At 47.9% G+C, this 18,501-nt stretch carries 17 protein-coding genes; 5 read left to right on the top strand and 12 right to left on the bottom strand.

Annotated elements, in window-relative coordinates; all coding sequences use genetic code 11:
- Positions 1-86: 86 nt before the first annotated feature.
- Together ACKU40_RS11825 and lgt are read right to left on the bottom strand one after the other, a co-directional pair.
- Complete coding sequence (locus ACKU40_RS11825) at positions 87-404, bottom strand: hypothetical protein (RefSeq protein WP_320173001.1); 318 nt, start codon at positions 402-404, stop codon at positions 87-89.
- 247 nt (positions 405-651) lie between these two features.
- Positions 652-1,464, bottom strand: coding sequence for a prolipoprotein diacylglyceryl transferase (lgt, locus tag ACKU40_RS11830; RefSeq protein WP_320173002.1), 813 nt, complete (start codon positions 1,462-1,464; stop codon positions 652-654).
- 109 nt (positions 1,465-1,573) lie between these two features.
- On the opposite strand from lgt, the gene ACKU40_RS11835 reads away from it, so the two are divergent.
- Positions 1,574-2,320: a hypothetical protein gene (locus ACKU40_RS11835; RefSeq protein ID WP_320173003.1), complete on the top strand. Its 747-nt coding sequence runs from the start codon at positions 1,574-1,576 to the stop codon at positions 2,318-2,320.
- Here ACKU40_RS11835 and ACKU40_RS11840 read toward each other — a convergent pair.
- From ACKU40_RS11840 to dsrA, 4 genes are all read right to left on the bottom strand, one after another.
- Complete coding sequence (locus ACKU40_RS11840; protein ID WP_320173004.1) at positions 2,310-3,707, bottom strand: cobyrinate a,c-diamide synthase; 1,398 nt, start codon at positions 3,705-3,707, stop codon at positions 2,310-2,312. The genes ACKU40_RS11835 and ACKU40_RS11840 overlap by 11 nt on opposite strands.
- A 181-nt stretch (positions 3,708-3,888) precedes the next feature.
- Positions 3,889-4,137, bottom strand: a complete 249-nt coding sequence (locus ACKU40_RS11845; protein ID WP_407944288.1) for a dissimilatory sulfite reductase D family protein — start codon at positions 4,135-4,137, stop codon at positions 3,889-3,891.
- Between the two features lie 65 nt (positions 4,138-4,202).
- Positions 4,203-5,348: a dissimilatory-type sulfite reductase subunit beta gene (gene dsrB, locus ACKU40_RS11850; protein WP_320173005.1), complete on the bottom strand. Its 1,146-nt coding sequence runs from the start codon at positions 5,346-5,348 to the stop codon at positions 4,203-4,205.
- A 15-nt stretch (positions 5,349-5,363) separates the two neighbouring features.
- Positions 5,364-6,677 carry a dissimilatory-type sulfite reductase subunit alpha gene (gene dsrA, locus ACKU40_RS11855; RefSeq protein WP_320173006.1) on the bottom strand — a complete coding sequence of 438 codons (1,314 nt, stop codon included), beginning with the start codon at positions 6,675-6,677 and terminating at the stop codon, positions 5,364-5,366.
- A 382-nt stretch (positions 6,678-7,059) separates the two neighbouring features.
- Between dsrA and ACKU40_RS11860 the strand changes: the two genes are divergently transcribed.
- Positions 7,060-7,716 carry a YkgJ family cysteine cluster protein gene (locus tag ACKU40_RS11860; RefSeq protein WP_320173007.1) on the top strand — a complete coding sequence of 219 codons (657 nt, stop codon included), beginning with the start codon at positions 7,060-7,062 and terminating at the stop codon, positions 7,714-7,716.
- A gap of 10 nt (positions 7,717-7,726) precedes the next feature.
- A complete protein-coding gene (locus ACKU40_RS11865; protein ID WP_320173008.1) occupies positions 7,727-7,996 on the top strand; it encodes a hypothetical protein in 270 nt (89 codons plus the stop codon).
- 74 nt (positions 7,997-8,070) lie between these two features.
- On the opposite strand, the gene ACKU40_RS11870 is transcribed toward ACKU40_RS11865, so the two are convergent.
- Positions 8,071-8,475, bottom strand: a complete 405-nt coding sequence (locus ACKU40_RS11870; protein ID WP_320173009.1) for a DUF523 domain-containing protein — start codon at positions 8,473-8,475, stop codon at positions 8,071-8,073.
- Between the two features lie 97 nt (positions 8,476-8,572).
- Between ACKU40_RS11870 and ACKU40_RS11875 the strand changes: the two genes are divergently transcribed.
- Positions 8,573-9,922: an L-serine ammonia-lyase gene (locus ACKU40_RS11875; protein ID WP_320173010.1), complete on the top strand. Its 1,350-nt coding sequence runs from the start codon at positions 8,573-8,575 to the stop codon at positions 9,920-9,922.
- Between the two features lie 75 nt (positions 9,923-9,997).
- Here the strand turns inward: ACKU40_RS11875 and ACKU40_RS11880 are convergent, their stop codons facing one another.
- The 5 genes from ACKU40_RS11880 to ACKU40_RS11900 form a co-directional block, all read right to left on the bottom strand.
- Positions 9,998-11,740 (bottom strand): phosphoenolpyruvate carboxykinase (ATP), encoded by a 1,743-nt coding sequence (locus ACKU40_RS11880; protein ID WP_320173011.1) that lies wholly within the window; start codon positions 11,738-11,740, stop codon positions 9,998-10,000.
- Positions 11,741-12,100: 360 nt separating this feature from the next.
- Positions 12,101-13,228 carry a sodium ion-translocating decarboxylase subunit beta gene (locus ACKU40_RS11885; RefSeq protein WP_320173012.1) on the bottom strand — a complete coding sequence of 376 codons (1,128 nt, stop codon included), beginning with the start codon at positions 13,226-13,228 and terminating at the stop codon, positions 12,101-12,103.
- A 9-nt stretch (positions 13,229-13,237) separates the two neighbouring features.
- On the bottom strand, positions 13,238-13,516 hold the full coding sequence (locus ACKU40_RS11890; protein WP_320173013.1) for an OadG family protein: 279 nt from the start codon (positions 13,514-13,516) through the stop codon (positions 13,238-13,240).
- A 33-nt stretch (positions 13,517-13,549) separates the two neighbouring features.
- Positions 13,550-15,376, bottom strand: a complete 1,827-nt coding sequence (locus ACKU40_RS11895; protein ID WP_320173014.1) for a biotin/lipoyl-containing protein — start codon at positions 15,374-15,376, stop codon at positions 13,550-13,552.
- A gap of 1,022 nt (positions 15,377-16,398) precedes the next feature.
- Positions 16,399-16,572, bottom strand: coding sequence for a hypothetical protein (locus ACKU40_RS11900; RefSeq protein ID WP_320173015.1), 174 nt, complete (start codon positions 16,570-16,572; stop codon positions 16,399-16,401).
- 228 nt (positions 16,573-16,800) lie between these two features.
- Between ACKU40_RS11900 and ACKU40_RS11905 the strand changes: the two genes are divergently transcribed.
- Positions 16,801-18,429, top strand: coding sequence for an ATP-binding protein (locus tag ACKU40_RS11905; protein WP_320173016.1), 1,629 nt, complete (start codon positions 16,801-16,803; stop codon positions 18,427-18,429).
- Positions 18,430-18,501 lie beyond the last annotated feature (72 nt).

Genomic DNA, 18,501 nt, shown 5'->3' on the forward strand with positions numbered 1-18,501 from the left:
CCGTCAGGACCGATCTCGTGAACGGTTACGGTTCCGCGTATACCTATGGTGGCAAGAGGAGAACCGATCTTGAACCGCTCAGGATTCTATTCGGCAATTTTTCCGGTAACCATACGAAAAGTCCCGGTACCCATCTTAAAAAAGAGGTCCGAAGAAGATTCGTCCACCTCATCGTAGACATAATCATCAAGGGATATGGAGGACTGTGCGCCCTGTGAAAGGAGGGTATCGTCAGCAAAACGGACTTCAACCTGCCCGTCTGCTCCGGTAATCAGCTCATCGCCTCTAAATACCGACGAGCCGGACTCAGCCAATCTCAAGCCTTCAGAAGACCTGAGCGACACCTCACCGCTTGCAGTGAGGATAACGCCGATAGCATTTTGAGTGACCGTTTCAGGTGACATGACTCACCCCGCAGGTAAAATTTAGACCCTAATGGTAGGATAAGTCTTAATTTTGCTTTTGCAAGGTAGGTACACACTTCTGAATCGATTTAAACGCAGGTAATTATGATAAAATTTACTATTATCAACCCAAATCCCTGCAACGAAAAACAATCGATTATTTTATATCATCAAACTTTTTTTTAAAAAAATGCCCCCCACTATTCAAGCAGGAGGCATATTGGTCATTACGATCTATAACGCTAAACTAAACGGGATCGGCAGCGGGAGGGATCGGCCCCTTCTTAAGCCCCCAGATAAACAAAGCCAGTCCGGCCAGAATCATGGGAACACAAAGCAATTGGCCCATGGTCAGCCAGCCAAAGGCGATAAAGCCAAGCTGAGGATCAGGCTGGCGGAATAATTCCACAAATGCTCTGAAAAATCCGTAGCCCATTAAGAATATTCCTGTGGTCGTTCCCCTTTCCCGGGGTTTTGCAGACCATATCCAGAGAATCAAGAAAAGAAGCAAACCCTCAAGAGCTCCTTCATAAAGCTGCGAAGGATGTCTTGGCAAATCTCCGGCACGCTGACTGGGAAAAACCATTCCCCATGGCATATCAGTAGCCCTGCCCCAGAGTTCACCGTTTATGAAGTTACCCATACGGCCGCAGAGCAGCCCCAGCGGAGCCAGCGGTACAAGGAAATCACCCACGTCAAGAGTTGTCCTGTTAGTGGATTTTGCAAATCTCCATGCAACAATGGCCACACCGGCAGCACCGCCGTGGAAAGACATCCCGCCCTTCCAGACCGCCAGAATATCCATGGGGTGGGCCATAAAATATTCAGGTTCGTAAATCAGGCAGTATCCCAGCCGCGCGCCTATTACCAGACCGACCACCAGCCATGTAATCAGGTCATCTACCTGCTGTGCTGTCCAATTATTGGTCTTTTTGGAGGCCCTGTAACGTCCCAGAGTCCACGCTATGGCAAAACCGATCATATACATCAGGCCATACCAATTGGCCTTGAGAGGTCCTATTCTAAAAGCAACGGTATCAAATTCCGGCAATACAATCATATTCTTTACCTACTTATAAAAATCCTTAAACAAAAAACTGTCCCGGGCGGACTATGTTTCCCGAACAAATTCAGTTACAATCTGTGCACAGGAAATACAAGGAAATCCCATGGAAGAACAAAAAGATTTTGATATTCTGGAAATGCCCGCAGAAGGCCTTGCCGCATACTGGCTCTCCATCAAGAAACTTATTGATGTTAAACGCAGCAGAAAAGTACTTGAGGAAGAGATACGCTATACCCGCGAGCCTTACATCAAATTTTTGTTGGAAACTGCATTTTCTGAACTCGACGAGACAACAGTGCGCCGCCTTGCTGAAGCCAAAAGAGCCACACTTGCGGGAGAATACTCACGCAAGCTGGATGCCATGCAAATAGCACTGTTGGCTATGTCTTCTCAAGAAAATCCACGCATCAGCTTCGTGCGTATGGCTTCGCAGTATCCTGTATCCGTAATTGCCGAGAAAAAGGCTTTCACCCTTGCCCACGGGCTGGTGGACGGTTTGCAGGATAAACAATCAGATCCCACCCTGCTTCTGGAGTTTGACCACAAGCTACAGCCTGACCGTTTATTGGTCAAAATGCTTTTTCACATTATACTCAGCCGCAAAGAAGGGAAGCAGCAACTTGAACAGCTTGTGCCGCACATCAAAACACCTTTCTACGCCAACGGCATAACTCAGGTTATCGATGGTTTTGACCACAGAATACTCAAATCCAATCTCAAGGTTCAATCTGAACAGATTTTAGCCTACTCCAAAACCAAAATGGAAATGGCTTCAGAAATGTGCCTCGGCATCCGTGCTAAACTCAGCTACGACGATATCTTCCGCATAGCCAGAGCTTTTATGCCGTAAGGTTCTTGTTCCTGAATCTATCAGCAGCTTTTACGAAATTATTGGCCCAGTATGGCATACTTAAAGCGTGGATGTGGTTGTATCCAGCATATATATTTTCGCGGATGAGTCCATCATGACCGTCGGCCATACCTTTACCGCGAGACAGATCAAGAGCGTACTTTGGTGCGGTTTCGTTATTATCCACGCAGAGGGAATAGTGGAACTCATGGCCGATAACTTCGGTTCCAACAGGAAAGAAAGGATTGTCGTGGACAATTTTACCGGAAGTATAACCCAAGCCCTGCGGACGGGGACAAAGGCGGGTGGAAAGGTCAAGCACACCGGACATGGCATATTTGTGACCTTCATACTCAACATCTCGGCCCAGATACATGAACCCGCCGCACTCGGCAAAAATGGGCAGGCCCGATTCCGCCAGGCTTCTAACATGTTCACGTATGGCTATGTTCTGGGAAATTTCTGAGGCAAGGGTCTCCGGGAAACCTCCGCCCAAGTACAGGCCGTGGATTTCAGGCCAAGGTTCAGGCGAGAAAATCGAAACTTCTTTTACCTCGGCTCCGGCCCGGCGCAATGCTTCAAGGTTTTCTTCATAGTAAAACCAGAGGGCTTCATCACGAACAACACCGATCACGGGCTTAGACTCGCTGGAAAGCTCTATTCCGGACCATGCAGAATCTTCTGAATTGAGTTCTGCAGGGGTATTTTCAGCGATTTTGCATATTGCATCAAGGTCAAGGCAGTCCTCTGCCATCTGTCCGAGCGTGTCGAGAGCTTTATCGACAGCATCGTATTCGGTATTGGAGACAAGCCCCATGTGCCGTTCCGGAATGGGATTTTCCTTCAACTTGGGTAGCATGCCCAGTACCGGAATATCTGTATAAGCTTCAATTGAACTTTTAAGAATATTGCGGTGGCGTTCACCTGCTGTGCGATTAAGAATGACGCCAGCTAAATTGAATCCGTCTTCAAAAGCCTTGCATCCGGCTACTATAGCCGCCACAGTTCGAGTCATTTTAGTGCAGTCAATGGTCAGAATAACCGGCGCCTTGATAATCCTTGCCAGCTCGGCTGTGGAGCAGGAGCCGTCCACATCTTTGCCGTCAAAAAGGCCACGATTTCCTTCCACAATAGAAATATCAGCCTCCTGCCCTTTTTCCAGAAAAAGGGAAATGAGCTTATCGTTGGACATGAGAAAAGGATCAAGATTGGTGGCATATTGACCGGAAGCAAGTCCCAGCCAGCGAGCGTCAATATAATCGGGTCCTTTTTTAAATGGCTTAACCACGCGACCTTGATTGCGAAAGGCACGACACAACCCCAAAGTAACAATGGTTTTACCTGTGCCGCCGCTGAGTCCGGCCAAAACAATACGTGGAAAATTCATTTCGCTGCTCACGCCTTTAAAAATTCTAAATAATGCTCGTCTGCACAATGGATTCAGTAGTGTTTCAGCGTAAAAAAGACAAGGGAAATTACCCTTCCTTCCAACGCAAACAAGGGGTGAAGCATAAAAAAATGCCTCATCCCGAAGGACAAGGCATTTAAGAGTCAAACTGAACGAAAAATTAATCTTCGTGTTCAGCACCACTCTGCTTACCAGCGCCGGTCAGACCGTACATGGTGGTAGAACCGGAGGACCAGTATTCAACCTTCTCTTCTTTAACAAGAGCGGTCAGAACTTTCTTAACTTCACGGCCTTTTTCATCTGGGAAAAGTTTGGTGAAGTCATTGAAGTAAAATTTGCTTTTTGCACCTGTTTTCTCTTCGAGAAACTTCAGGATTTCAGCTTTTGCGGAATCCATATCGATCGGCATAATAAGCCCCTTTCTTTTTTAAAGGGGTGCGACAAAATGCCGCACCCCATATTTCTCAATTCTAATTAGAACTTGAACTGAGTGGACTGACGCCAGGTGTAGTAAGCGGGGTCACGGAAGTCATCGATAAGGTGGGGAGTAAACTCGATACCAGTCTTTTCGAAGAAACGTTCCCAGCCAATACGCTCTGCCCAGTCACCCAGACGTTCGTACTTGTTGGCTTCAGCTTTGTAGACTTCCACGATTGTGCGGATAGTCTTGGTAAGAGTGGGCCAACGGGGAGGTTCGTTAGGAATAAATGCAACAACAACTTTGGAGAACTTAGGCATGGAGATACGGTTAGAAACCTTACCACCAACCATCAGTGCGATACCGTCACCTTCCTTATCGGAGAGGGGCAGGGAGGGGCACATGGTGTAGCAGTTACCGCAGTACATGCAGCGCTCTTCCTTAATAGCAACAGTCTTGTACTGTTTACCGTCGATTTCGGCCTTGGAAGGACGAACAGCACCGGTAGGACAAGCAGCTACTGCCAGAGGAATTTCGCAGAGGTTGTCGAGGTATTCGTGGTCAATGATGGGGGGCTTACGGTGAACACCGACAACAGCGATGTCGGAGCAGTGGCAAGCACCACACATGTTCAGACAGCAAGCAACAGCGATACGCACGGGTGCGGGCATGTTGTGGCCGGTGAACTCATCAAAGAGGTCATCCATGATGACTTTAACAGTACCGGAAGCATCGGTAGCGGGGGTGTGGCAGTGAACCCAACCCTGAGTGTGAACGATGTTGGAGATACCAGCACCGGTACCACCTACGGGGAACTTGTAGGAACCACCTTCGAACTTACGGCTGAGCAGATCTTCTTTCAGGGCAATCATCTTGTCCTTGGAGTCGGTCATGAACTCAACGTTGTTACGGGTGGTGAAACGGAGGTAACCGTCGCAGTGCTTGTCAGCAACTTCGCACATTTCACGAATCAGGGTAATACTCATGAGGCGAGCAGTACCGCAACGTACGGTGTATACTTCATCGCCGGATTCGGCAACGTGTACCAGTACGCCGGGTTCAATGATTTCGTGGTAAAGCCACTTGCCGTAGTTGTTCTTGATAACCGGGGGCAGGAACTCTCTGAAGTCACGAGGTCCAATGTCCGAGATCCGGTTTTCCATCGGTTTGTCTGGATTGTAGCCAGAAGAAACGAACGCCATGTCTGTCCTCCCGTATTATCTCTGGTGTCTTTTTCTGTATTCGTTAACGTCACGTTCCCAAGGACCATCAACATCTTCAGCTTTCCAGAAGATGTAGGGGTTATGTCTCGGTTCCTGAACGTGTCTGGGATCAGCCTTGATTCCGGTAACTTCGAGAAGCTTCTGGAAGCCCATGCGACGCATGGTCTCACCGAGACGCTCACGGTTTTTACCTTCTTCCATCCACCAGTCCCAAATGTTTTCAACTACTTCCTTAACTTCGTCGAAAGGCTCTTCAACCTTGATGAAAGGTACGAGGAGGGAGCTGAGCTGAGGACCGTCGAGGATCGGAGCCTTAGCACCACAGAGGATGGATGCGCCGCGATCGTTACCGATCATCAGTGCGCGAGGCATGGTGTTGATGCAGTGCATGCAGTGCATACATTCTTTATCGTTGATTTCGAGTTTGCCGTCAGCGTACTTGATGCACTTGCCGGGGCAGAGATCAACAACTTCTTTCTGAATGTCGAAAGCACCCCAGTCACGGCCGGAGTGAGCGCCAGCGTTAGGCTTGAACTCACCACCAACGTAAGCTGCAACAGCTTCCTGGTCGATGCGGATTTCGTCTTTCCAGATACCTACAACAGAGAAGTCGGAACGTGCGAGAGCACATACGCAGCTGTTGGGGCAAGCATCAAATTTGAATTTGAACTTGTAAGGGAAAGCGGGACGGTGAAGTTCGTCCTGGAATTCCATGGTCATGTCGTAGCAGAGAGCCTGTGCGTCGTAACAAGCGTACTCACAACGGGACATACCGAGACAAGCTGCGGGGGTACGCAGGTTGGAACCGGAGCCACCGAGGTCAACGTTTACATCATGAGTCAGTTCGTAGAAAATTTCTTCGAGCTGAGGAGTGGTGGTACCAAGGAAAACGATGTCACCGGTAGAACCGTGCATGTTGGTCAGACCGGAACCACGCATATCCCAAATGTCGACGATCTTGTTCAGGAATTCGGTGGTGTAGTATTTAGCGGTGGGCTGAGCAACACGAACGGTATGAAAGTGTGCTACGCCGGGGAACATTTCGGGCTGGTCACAGTAACGACCGATAACGCCGCCGCCGTAACCGAAAACGCCAACGATACCGCCGTGTTTCCAGTGAGTTTCACCATCGTTGTAAGACAGCTCGAGAATACCGAGAAGGTCATCACAAACTTCGACGGGAATCTGATATTCCACGCCCTTCTCGTTTTTTGCTCTAACTTCGGCTTCTTGTTTAACGTCGGACACGAAGCTAGGCCATGGCCCGCTTTCAAGCTCGTCCAACAAGGGAGTTTTGTGTTTCGCCATTCCCTTAAACCTCCATAAAGTTTAATAAGATATACCTACCAATACAAATTAGGCATCCGGTACGTCAGCCGGATAAACCGGCTTTTGCCCGGTTGCTTTCCTCTCTTAGTGAGACCCCTCATCGTAACGATGTAAGGGGAGGGAAAGATACCCTTAAGTGAAAAAAAACACAACCTATAGTGCTGAATAATTCACTAACACGCCGAACACGCACGTTGTCAATACATGATTCAAATTATCACAATTGAGAAACTCGGACTTGCCAAGCAAGCCGGATTCAGCGTATTTACTCATCCCGAACACATGGTGCGTCAGTAGCAATATTTCCTACAAAAAATTTTGATAACCAGCAACATAAACTTGAAAAAGTGATTCTTAAAATATGAATGAATGCAAACAATGCGGTACCTGCTGCCGCAAAGGCGGCCCGGCACTACACACTCAGGACCTGCCCCTGCTCAGAGAAGTAGACGGCATCGATCTTACTGATATTGTTACCCTTCGCAAGGGAGAACTTGCTTATGACCAGCCCGTTGGAGCAGTAATTCCTTTGGATGAAGAAATTCTCAAGATTAAAGGATCCGGCGGCGAATGGATCTGTAAATTTCTTGCCCAGTCATCAAATGTCTGTCGAATTTATAAGAACCGCCCTCTTGAATGCCAGACTCTTTTTTGCGGAGACCCGGACCCTCTGACCGAAATATACAACAAAGACCGTGTTTCCAGAAAGGACGTTCTTCCTGCAGGACATCCTGTTCTTGAACTCATTGAAGAGCATGACAGGAAATGCGACCCCATAAAGATGTCAGAGCTCGCTGCGGCGGCTGTTGAAAACTGGGATGAGAGCGCAAATATTCAGGCAGACCTGCGCGAAATGCTGATTTTCGACAGTTCTGTGCGTGAGCTTGTTATGGAAAAAGCAGGACTTCCCAAAGAATCTATGGATTTCTTCTTCGGAAGACCCATAACTGTTCTCATTAAAGGGTACGGTATCATAGCTACACCCAACGGAAAATCTTTTTCACTGCGCAAACTCTAAGGATCATACAATGAAAGATCAACGCGGACTTTATTACTACCCGTCCCTGCAGACCCGTGACACCAAAATGTACGTGCGCGAAAATGAAGGATCAATCGAGTTCAGACTCTGGTCCAATGACAATCCCACCATCTGGGACCAGCACGAATGGTTGCCCTATGACGTAATCATGGAAGCAGCTGAAGAATACAAAAAGCGCGGTTCAGACCGTAACCCGCTGGCACTTTACGACCTCAACGTAGCCCAGCAACTTATTAAAGAAGATAGGATTACTCATTAAGCTGACAAGTAATCCAAATCTTGCTTTAGCAAAAAAATATCCCGGGAATCTTTTTTGGATTCCCGGGATGTTTTTTATTCTGTTTCCAGCTCAAAGCCTTCTTTTCTAAGCATGGCGGCAAATAATCCGTCGCCATCAATCAGATTTCCCTTGAAGGTTCCGTCATAAATCCTTCCTATGCCGCAGGATGGGGAGCGTGCTTTGAGAATGGCTTTTTTGCTGCCCGCAAGCTTTGCCAGCTTGAGAGCCTCATCTGCTCCGCGCCTGAAATTTTCCGTAACATCATCACCCTTATCACTGAGCACTTGTCCTTCCACTATCTCACATGGAGGACGGGGAGTTGTCAGTCCCCCCAATTGTTCCGGGCACACCGGGATGGCCTTGCCTTCAGACACCAGCTTCATAACCCTTTCATCAGCATTGTCCTTACCGTCATAACGGCAGCAAAGTCCTGCCAGACAACCGCTTACGATATACATATCTTTTAACCTCCGAAAAACGGATCTTCATTGTTAGGTTCCACGCAATGTGCTACTGATAATTTTCATAAACAATTACCACGGTCAAGGAGGAGTTATGACCGCCATTACCACATCTGTTTTCGAACTTTTCAAAATCGGCCCCGGTCCTTCCAGCTCCCATACCATCGGCCCCATGAAAGCCGGATATATTTTTCATCAAGCCGTGGCAGACCTTTCCTTTGACGTCCAGCCAGACAACATTGAAATAAGGCTCTATGGCAGCCTCAGTGCCACCGGTGAAGGACACGGCACAGACCGAGCCGTTGTTGCAGGTCTGCTGGGTTTCAAGCCGGATAATGTAGAATGTGATTTTCTTGATTCCTTGGCCGACGGAACTGCCCGCCAATTTAAAAGCGGTCAGGTATCTTTAGGATTGAGCATTAAAGACGTTGTCTTTGCAGAAGTTGAAAATGATTTCCCCTACGCAAACACCCTGCTCCTGCGACTTAGCAAAAGTGATGAAATTCTATTTGAACAGGAATATTACTCCATCGGCGGCGGTTTCATTAAATGGAAAGGCCAGCAAGCTGAAATACAACGTATCCCGCCTCATCAATATTCAAACATGGATGATCTTAAAGCCATTCTCACAGAAGAAGGGTTGCGTATGCATCAGGCAATCCTTGCTAATGAAACTGCTATCAGTGGGATTTCCGAAGAAGAGATACACGAAAAACTGGATGCTATTCTGGATGCCATGAAGCAGGCAGTACGCAACGGGCTTGCTGCAGAAGGATTACTGCCTGGACCGATAGGCTTGCACCGCAAGGCCAAACGCCTTCTTGAGAACAGCAATCAGCCTAACAGCACCGACAGCTTTCTACTCCGTCTCAATGCATACGGTTTTGCCGCTTCCGAAGAGAATGCTGCCGGACATATAGTGGTTACAGCTCCGACCTCCGGGTCCGCAGGGGTCATTCCTGCTGCAGTCTATGCCCTTGAAGAGGATCTCGGCATAAGCCGTGACAAAGTACGAGAGGGAATGCTTGTTGCCGCTGCCCTTGGTTTTATTGCCAAGCACAATGCAAGTATCGCCGGAGCGGAAGTTGGCTGTCAGGGAGAAGTCGGAGTCGCATCTGCGATGGCTGCCGGTTTAATTGCATACGCTAAAGGACACCGTTTCTGGCGCACTGAGAATGCAGCTGAATCAGCTCTGGAACACCACCTTGGACTCACCTGTGATCCCGTGGGAGGATATGTGCAGATACCGTGCATTGAACGCAATGCCATGGGAGTTGTCCGGGCATACAACGCGTACCTAATTGCCTCGGTGGAAAAGGAAGAGTTCCACAAAGTCAGTTTTGACGAAGTTGTAAAGGCCATGGCTGAGACAGGCAAAGATATGAATTCAAAATATAAAGAAACTTCCCTTGGCGGACTGGCTGTATCCGTACCCAACTGTTAATTTTACGCCCATTAACCGAAAACGCCCCGCAGACATAAGTTTGCGGGGCGTTTTGATTATCTTCAGCTTTTAAGACTAAAACCAGCCTTTAATGTGCAAGGCTTTAGTGAGCTTGGCAAGCAGGTCAGGCTTGCAGTTGAGGTCGTCAGTCTGCTCAAGAAAATGCCTGCGCTGTGCAAAACGGTCCTTGAGGGTCTGGAAGTACTCGGCGCGATTTTCTACGTTTGCAGGATTGTAGGTATCGTAGAAGCCGGGCAGGATTCTTTCCATGCAGTTACGCTTGGGAATCTGTGCTCCGGGCAGCAATTCCCAGTCTTCCCATTCCAGCTTGTCAGTCAGAATCATAGTCTGCAGGGTCAAAGAAGTCTGCAGTGGGATGGGATTAAGGTCTGCATCGGATGACCGCCAGAAACCGACGGAGTTAAAGCTGTAACCGTGTGCTCCGCTATCAAAGACGTGGGCGAATGCTTCAACATCCTTCCAGAGTTCGTAAACACGGAAGGGGTTTGCATAAGGGATGAAAACCAGTTTCTTGAGTTCTTCCTCAGAAACGTTTTCAGCAAGGTTACGCTTGGTCATCAGCGCGGCACCCATTGCAACGGCAAGATAGGTGTCGGTGAAGCGGATGATCGGAGGCAAACAGGTATCTTTCATGAGCCAGCACAGGGAATCCGGAAATGTGCAACGGTTGACGTGCTCACCGATTACATCACGGTCGATAAGTGCACGTCCGTTGGGGTTACGGATGTCCTGCCCGAGAGGCATGACCTTGCCGTCGATTTCCAACATGGCATGGTTCATTACGGAAATCATGTATTTCCAGTCCGGGTTACCCAGTGGACGGGAATCAGTCTTATCAAAAAGAGTCGGTTCCCAAGCACGGCAGACACGGTTTTCAATGTCGATCTGGAAAGCGTCATCGTGCAGTACTCTTTTGGCAAATCCTTCAGGAAGAGTTCCGCCATTGTCGTGGGAGTTGGTGTGGGAGGATTTCCCTGTACCGGACAGACCGAAGAAAGCGATGGACTTTTTGCCCAGCTTTTTGATTTCGGCGTCAGGGCAGTTGTCGAAATCAATTTCCTTGATCCCACCATGACAGGCGGCCATGCCTACGCGGATACCGGATGTCCAAGCGAGAGTAAGAGTTCCCTTCTTACGTTCACCAAAATAGCGCATACCGAAATTGTAGATAACGTTGCACTCTTCATCCACAAGAGCCAACTGAGGGTTACCCTGATTGTGGTAGAAAGGATCATCGTTACGCCAGAGATTATCACCGATAATAATGATATCCTGAATGGGCAGTTTCGCGCTCTTTACGTACTCTTCTGCAAGTTCATCAAAGGGGGTGAAATTGACCAGCCAGTTAAAAATATTGGCAGCATCATCTTCGCCGCCGAGAATAGTAGCTTTGATCATCAGGTCCTGATCCAGACCTACAATGGCCTCAGCCTTGATTAGCGGACGCTCCTGCATATCAGAGATCGCTTCCCTTAAATCTCCGAGAACCTTGCGCTGGTCTGGACCGTTCAGGCGATTGTAAAAACGGCGGGCCAAGGCAGTACGGCCTACAATCTTTCCGTGGCAATGGTTAAGCAGTTTTGCTCCCTCGGGCAGACCGAGTCTTTTTGCTGCTTCGGGATAAATAGGATGATCTGTTTCCATAACATCCCATTGCTTACGGGCAAGTTCATAGGCTTCTGCCGCATTAACTCTTCTTACCCGTTTATCTGCAAGCAGAGTTTCCGCAATCGCCCGGAGAGGCGGAATCTTGGAAAGGTCATCTTTGTAAAACTCATAGGTTGACTGACTAGCCACTGTTTTTTCCTCCAAAGAAAATGTAAGTCGTCACGACTTCTGGAAGTCGCCATTAACGCCATTTGCGATAAAATGCCACTGTTCATTTACTTAAAATTAATAAGTTTTCCCTAATGAACAGCTTCCCTGTTCGGCTTCGCAAATTTTTACACAATTAGACCAATAATGTTCACACTTCCCCCTGCCGGGGTATCATAAATGAAAAGGCGCATTCCCTGTAGGGAATGCGCCTTATGCTAGATCAGTTTCGACCTGCTGTCTCCAGCTTGCTTTCCGGTTTTCCGTTAGCCGCCACCGCAGGCTTACGCTTGCGTTTGGTCATCACGGTCTGTTTGGAAAGCGTATTCATACTGATTTCTCCTAGAGTGCCAGTACGGACCAGAGAACACCTGCTGCAACGGCGGAACCGAGTACACCGGCTACGTTGGGAGCCATGGCGTGCATGAGCAGGAAGTTATGGGGATCTTCATCACGAGCGACCATCTGAACGACTCGTGCCGAGTCAGGAACAGCTGATACACCAGCGGCACCAACCAGCGGGTTGATCTTGTCCTTGAGGAACAAGTTCATGAACTTTGCAAAAGCCAAACCACTGGCAGTAGCGACACAGAATGAAGCAGCACCAAGACCGAAAATAAGCATACTGTCAGGAGTCAGAAAAGTCTGAGCCTGAGTGGATGCGCCCACGGAGAAACCGAGCAGAATAGTGACTGAGTCGATAAGCGCGGTACGCGCAGTCTCGGCCAGACGCTCGGTAACACCGGATTCTTTAAGCAGGTTACCAAAGAAGAGCATACCTACCAGAGCCAAAGAGCCCGGAGCGATAAGTGCAGTGATGATGAAGCCACCCACCGGGAAAAGGATTTTTTCACGGGTAGAAACTTCACGCGGTGCAGTCATACGAATAAGGCGCTCTTTCTTGGATGTCATCAGCTTCATAATGGGAGGCTGGATAACCGGGACCAGTGCCATGTACGAATATGCAGCAATGGCGATTGCCCCTAGAAGATGCGGCGCCAACTTTGAGGAAAGGAAAATGGCCGTAGGACCGTCCGCCCCGCCGATAATACCGATGGCTGCGGCCTCACTGGGAGTAAAACCCATATAGAGGGCGCCGATTAGGGTTGCAAAAATACCCATCTGGGCTGCTGCGCCGAGCAGTATCAATTTCGGGTTTGAGAGCATGCACGAAAAGTCGGTCATGGCTCCGATGCCTAGGAAGATCAGCGGAGGGAAGATCCCTTTACTGACCCCGAAGTAGATATAGTAAAGCACACTGCCTTCATCATAAACGCTCAGCGGCATCCCGGCAATAGACGGGATGTTACCGACGATAGCACCAAACCCGATGGGCAGGAGCAGCAGCGGCTCGTAGTCCTTAATAATAGCAAGGGCAATGAATATGGCTCCGATGACAATCATAATGAAGTTGCCGGGAGTCATCTCTGCAAAGCCCGTAGTGCTTAAGAAGTGCAGAAGTATATCCATAACGTCCGTCTAGCCCTTGTTTTTATGCAGATACGCCACAGCAGCAGCCACAACTTCTGCTTCCGAAGGTCCGGTTTTGACCTGAGGAGCAGGAGCACTGGCCACCGGCCCGCTGTGATGGGCTGAGGGCGGAATGATTTTATTGAAGACCGCAGTTATCTTGGGAAGCAGCGCAATATAAAGACTTACAAAAACCAAGGCCAGGAACACGATGCTCATGCCTGTTACTGAAAGTGATACGCCGTTGCCCGCGACTACGTTGTCCCAACTGAACACCATCTGTTGCATTTATGATCTCCTTATAAATTAGTGGTCAGGAGATTAAACGGTCATCTGGGCCAACGGCTGTCCCTGCTGCACCTGATCACCCGAAGTAACGGAGAAGGAGTTCACAGTTCCGGCCTTATGCGCCTTAACTTCCATTTCCATCTTCATGGCTTCCATGACAACGATGGTCTGCCCTTCCTGAACCTGTGTTCCGGGCTCGACAGCCAATCTGATGATCAGGCCGGGCATGGGAGCAGCAATAGGTTCGGTTGCACCTGCGGGTGCTGCAGGAGCTGCGCCGCCGGAAGCGGAAGCATCACCGGCACCGATATTAAAGGACTTGCCGTTAAGAGTAGCGGTGGAACCGTCCACATTAACTGTGTAGGACTGTCCGTTCACAGTAACATTGACTGTTCCGGAACCGGAACCGCCGCCGACAGTTGCGCCCAATTTCTTAAGCTGCTCGGCTTCAACATCCTTCTTGTAGCGGACACCGATACGGGCTTCACCTTTAAGGTAGCTGACACCCTTATCTTTACAGGTAGCAACGATGAAGATATTTTCATCGGTAAGCTCGAAACCTTCTTTTTCACAGATTTCACGTGCTGGTGCGAGACCTTTAGTAGGATCTGCATCGTTGATTTCAAGCGGAGTTTTCTTGGTCGGTTCAAGTTCCATCTGCTCGGATGCAAGCTTGACGATTTCCGGATCAGGCTCGACAGGAGTCTTACCAAAATAACCCAGAACCATCTTGCCGTAACCGTCAGCAAACTTCTTCCAAGGTCCGAACATTACGTTGTTGAAAGCCTGCTGAAAGTAGAACTGGGAAACCGGGGTAACGGAAGTACCGAACCCACCCTTGCGTACAACTTCACTCATTGCACGGATGATTTCGGGATATTTATCCATGAGACCGTTGTCCCTGAGCATCTGGGTGTTCGCAGTCAATGCGCCACCGGGCATGGGGCTGAAGGGGATCATGGGATCGACCTGAGTCGCTTCAGGCGGCAGGAAGTAGTCCTTCATGCAGTCGCGGAAAACATCCTCAGCCTTGATAATTTTATCGATATCGACGTCAATAGTATAATCAGTACCGCGCAGGATATGCCACATGGTAATGATGTCAGTCTGGCATGTTCCGCCGGAAGCGGGAGCCATGGACAGGTCAACAGCATCGGCACCTGCTTCGATAGCAGAATGGTAGCAAAGCCCGCCGATCCCTGCTGTTTCATGAGTATGGAAGTGAAGCATTACATCTTCGGGCAGCATCTTCTTGGCGGCTTTGATGGTCTCATAAACCTTGGCCGGGGTGGATGTGCCGGAAGCATCTTTAAAACATACGGAATCAAAAGGAATATCCGCATCAAGAATCTGACGCAGAGTCTTCTCGTAAAATGCTGCATCGTGTGCGCCGATACATCCCGGAGGGAGTTCCATCATGGAAACTACAACCTGATGTTTAAGTCCGGCATCAGCAATACACTGACCGCTGTAGATCAGGTTATTGACGTCGTTAAGAGCGTCAAAGTTACGAATGGTGGTAATGCCATGTTTGGCAAAAAGATCAGCATGAGCTTTGATGACGTCACTGGGCTGGGATTCAAGTCCGACAACGTTGACACCACGAGCGAGTGTCTGGAGGTCGGCGTCGGGACCTGCGGTCTCCCTGAACCTGTCCATCATATCAAAAGCACATTCATTGGAATAAAAGTAGAGGGCCTGGAACCGTGCGCCTCCGCCAGCTTCAAACCAATTAATACCTGCTTCCTTTGCCGCTTCTACGGCCGGCAGGAAATCATCGGTCTTAACTCTGGCCCCGTAAACGGACTGAAAACCGTCACGAAAGGCTGTACACATGAACCTAATCTTCTTCTTGGCCACTTCCCCTCCCTATGGTTTGAGAATGGAACACATCGCCGCAAGCGGGGGAGCATGCGGATACACATTCTTGTTAAACCCAAATTTTTTAAAGGAAACCAGTAATTTACGAGAACGAATTCGTCTAGCCTGAAATAAAGCGCGGCAATGAGACGAGCTGAAAGTAACATGTACTTAACACAATCCTCTGACAATTTCAGCAAAAAAGAGTGGCTAAAAAAAATTTTAGTAAGTACATTAAAAAATTGACTCTCAATGAGACTCTTTTTCGCCATTCTGCAAAAACGAACAGGATTAAAACCAACTAATAAAATACTAATTTAATTGTATTTTTTATTATAAACTATTTCCTTCCCCCTGACGGTACCCTTTAGCAATTCTGCAGTCTCATTTTCGTTCTCCCATATTATTAACGGTGTAAAAGTTCACTATCGAACCCTTTTTTAGCCGAAAAACAACATATTTGAACATTTTTTCACAATCCGATTTACATTTTTGTTTTTATCGAGCAAAAATACTTCTAACACCGGAAAAACCTACTGACTATGTAGCTAATTATGAAAACAGCATTCATTTATACGTGTATGCCCGCAAAAACAAAAAAAAGCCGCCCGCAGATAGCGGGCGGCCTAATAAACCAATGGTATCAATCAGCGTAGACTTTAGCAAATAGAAGTCGGTAAAAAGCTGAAAATATGAACTTTTATAAATTATTACTACTTTTGTCGAAGATCATCGACGCAGTTATTACCTTCACCGCAACAACTTTCTCTATCTTTCGAAGCTGAGCAATCACAACCACAGCCGCAACCGCCCCCTCCTTGACCAAACCACTTTCGGGCCAGATAGATTACAGCTATTCCAATTACACCGAAAACTATTAAATTTTCCATCAAAGGCTCCGTTGATAGGGGATTTCATTTTCACAATTAATGTAGCCCCTATTTGAATGAAGTCAACCTTTCGCGGAAAATCCCCTCCTGAATCAGTGCCTGCCGCTAAGTCCACCCTCACGATTCGGAAAATTATGCGACAAAATTCTGAAACATACTCATAATTTTATTAACCGGGCCTGGAAACCGCTCCAAAAGAGTCTGGCAGGCGATATAAGTCGCAAACAAAAAGGCAGCAAATCCTCCCCATACTACAAAGTCGAACAGAAGAGGGATTGTTTTCTCAGATATTCTTTTTTTTCGCATTTTTTTACCTCCTACCCCTGAGAGAGCAACATGCATACCAACGAACCTAAAGAATTATAAACCGCATAAACAACTGTAATACTTTCTTAAATCACAAAAAAGAGCATCCCCTACCCACAGTCATAAAATTGGCAGGAATTATATTCCCCTATTATCGAATCTCCCCTGTGCATGTGCCGGGCAATATGGCATATTTATAGGAACCTTCTTGAAACCAATGGAACGCACATGATTGATATAAGCAAAGAACAATTACTTAAAGAGCTGGAGCAAAAAAACGAGCACATAGCTCAACTAGAAGCCCAGCTCTACGGCACTGACGATTACCTTGAAGAAAGATTCAGGAAGCTAATTGACCATGTAGAGATGGTTTCTGTTCAAGGATATAACAATAATAGGGAAGTCGTTTTCTGGAATAAAGCCAGTGAAAAGCTCTATGGATATTCACAGGAAGAAGCTTTGGGAAAAAAACTGGAAGAGCTGATTATCCCGGAGTACATGAGAGAAGCAGTGATCAGCAATATCCGGGACTGGCATGACAAAGGAATCAGCATCCCTGCCGGAGAATTGGATCTGATCCACAAAGACGGCAGCACCGTACCTGTGTACTCAGCTCACGTCATGCAGAAAAACCCAGACGGCTCAAAATACATGTATTGTATAGATGTTGATCTTACTGAAATAAAAAAAACGCACCGACAACTCATTAAAGCCAAGGAGCAGGCTGAATCAGCAAGCAGGGCTAAAAGCGAATTCCTTGCGAACATGAGCCACGAAATACGAACCCCTTTAAATGGAGTGCTGGGCATGCTGCAATTACTAAAATCGACCCAGCAAAGAGACAAGCAACTCGAATACATTGAACTCGCAGTTGTGGGAGTAAAAAGGCTTACCACTCTGCTGTCGGACATTCTTGATCTTTCCCGGGTCGAAGCGGGCAAGCTTGCAGTCGATCCGACCCCCTTTGATCTGCCGGAACTCCTGCAAAACCTGACAGATTTATACCGGCCTTCAGCCCAGCAAAAAGGTCTCAAGCTGAATCTAACCCTTCACCCGGCGACCATAACAAAGATTACCGGAGATTCATCACGACTGCAGCAGGTATTAACCAACATAATTAGCAATGCGATTAAATTTACGAAAAATGGAATCATCAAGGTTGAAACCTACCCCCTGCCCCATACAACTGCCGGTACGACTAAAATTCTCTTCAGCGTCAGCGATACAGGCCCGGGTATACCGGACAGCAAGATGGAGGAATTATTCTCGCCTTTCATACAGCTCAGCGAAGGCTATCGCCGCACCCATCAAGGCGCGGGACTGGGTTTATCAATATGTAAACAGCTTGTGAAACTTATGGGCGGTAATATTTCAATCGAAAGCGAGCTGAGCATAGGTACTACGGTATATTTATGTATTCCCTTTGGCCTTCCTTCATCAGACAAAGCAGCACCGGTATTAGCTGAAACGATCAAGCCACCTAAAACTAGCCTTAAAGTACTTTTAGTAGAAGACGAAGCCATAAACAGACTGGCTGCTAAGCGGCAAATGGAATTGGCCGGATGCGAAGTAACTGCCGTCGAGAATGGGCAGCTTGCTTTAGAAGCCGCAGCCCAAAAAAATTTCCATTTAATAATGATGGACATCCAGATGCCAATCATGGATGGGATCTCAGCGACTCAGGCCATCCGAAAGGGTGAGGCTGGCCGAGAAAACAAAGACATTCCCATCATCGCCATGACGGCCTACGCCATGAAAGGGGATCGGGAAAAATTCCTTGATTCCGGCATGAACGATTATCTTGCCAAGCCGATTGAGAACAAGAACCTGCTGAAAATGCTCGATAAGTACCGCTGATGACGTTAGATATGATCAAGAATCCATAACCCTTCTTGACACGCTCCACGCAGTGCTATACTTTCGAAAAAA

Origin of the sequence: Maridesulfovibrio sp. (assembly GCF_963666665.1) — a bacterium.
Lineage (GTDB): Bacteria > Desulfobacterota > Desulfovibrionia > Desulfovibrionales > Desulfovibrionaceae > Maridesulfovibrio.

Excerpts from the sequence above, each read along its gene's own strand:
- ACKU40_RS11825 (WP_320173001.1), bottom strand. The coding sequence starts at position 404 with ATGTCACCTGAAACGGTCACTCAAAATGCTATCGGCGTTATCCTCACT.
- lgt (WP_320173002.1), bottom strand. The coding sequence starts at position 1,464 with ATGATTGTATTGCCGGAATTTGATACCGTTGCTTTTAGAATAGGACCT.
- ACKU40_RS11835 (WP_320173003.1), top strand. The coding sequence starts at position 1,574 with ATGGAAGAACAAAAAGATTTTGATATTCTGGAAATGCCCGCAGAAGGC.
- ACKU40_RS11840 (WP_320173004.1), bottom strand. The coding sequence starts at position 3,707 with ATGAATTTTCCACGTATTGTTTTGGCCGGACTCAGCGGCGGCACAGGT.
- ACKU40_RS11845 (WP_407944288.1), bottom strand. The coding sequence starts at position 4,137 with ATGCCGATCGATATGGATTCCGCAAAAGCTGAAATCCTGAAGTTTCTC.
- dsrB (WP_320173005.1), bottom strand. The coding sequence starts at position 5,348 with ATGGCGTTCGTTTCTTCTGGCTACAATCCAGACAAACCGATGGAAAAC.
- dsrA (WP_320173006.1), bottom strand. The coding sequence starts at position 6,677 with ATGGCGAAACACAAAACTCCCTTGTTGGACGAGCTTGAAAGCGGGCCA.
- ACKU40_RS11860 (WP_320173007.1), top strand. The coding sequence starts at position 7,060 with ATGAATGAATGCAAACAATGCGGTACCTGCTGCCGCAAAGGCGGCCCG.
- ACKU40_RS11865 (WP_320173008.1), top strand. The coding sequence starts at position 7,727 with ATGAAAGATCAACGCGGACTTTATTACTACCCGTCCCTGCAGACCCGT.
- ACKU40_RS11870 (WP_320173009.1), bottom strand. The coding sequence starts at position 8,475 with ATGTATATCGTAAGCGGTTGTCTGGCAGGACTTTGCTGCCGTTATGAC.
- ACKU40_RS11875 (WP_320173010.1), top strand. The coding sequence starts at position 8,573 with ATGACCGCCATTACCACATCTGTTTTCGAACTTTTCAAAATCGGCCCC.
- ACKU40_RS11885 (WP_320173012.1), bottom strand. The coding sequence starts at position 13,228 with ATGGATATACTTCTGCACTTCTTAAGCACTACGGGCTTTGCAGAGATG.
- ACKU40_RS11890 (WP_320173013.1), bottom strand. The coding sequence starts at position 13,516 with ATGCAACAGATGGTGTTCAGTTGGGACAACGTAGTCGCGGGCAACGGC.
- ACKU40_RS11900 (WP_320173015.1), bottom strand. The coding sequence starts at position 16,572 with ATGCGAAAAAAAAGAATATCTGAGAAAACAATCCCTCTTCTGTTCGAC.
- ACKU40_RS11905 (WP_320173016.1), top strand. The coding sequence starts at position 16,801 with ATGATTGATATAAGCAAAGAACAATTACTTAAAGAGCTGGAGCAAAAA.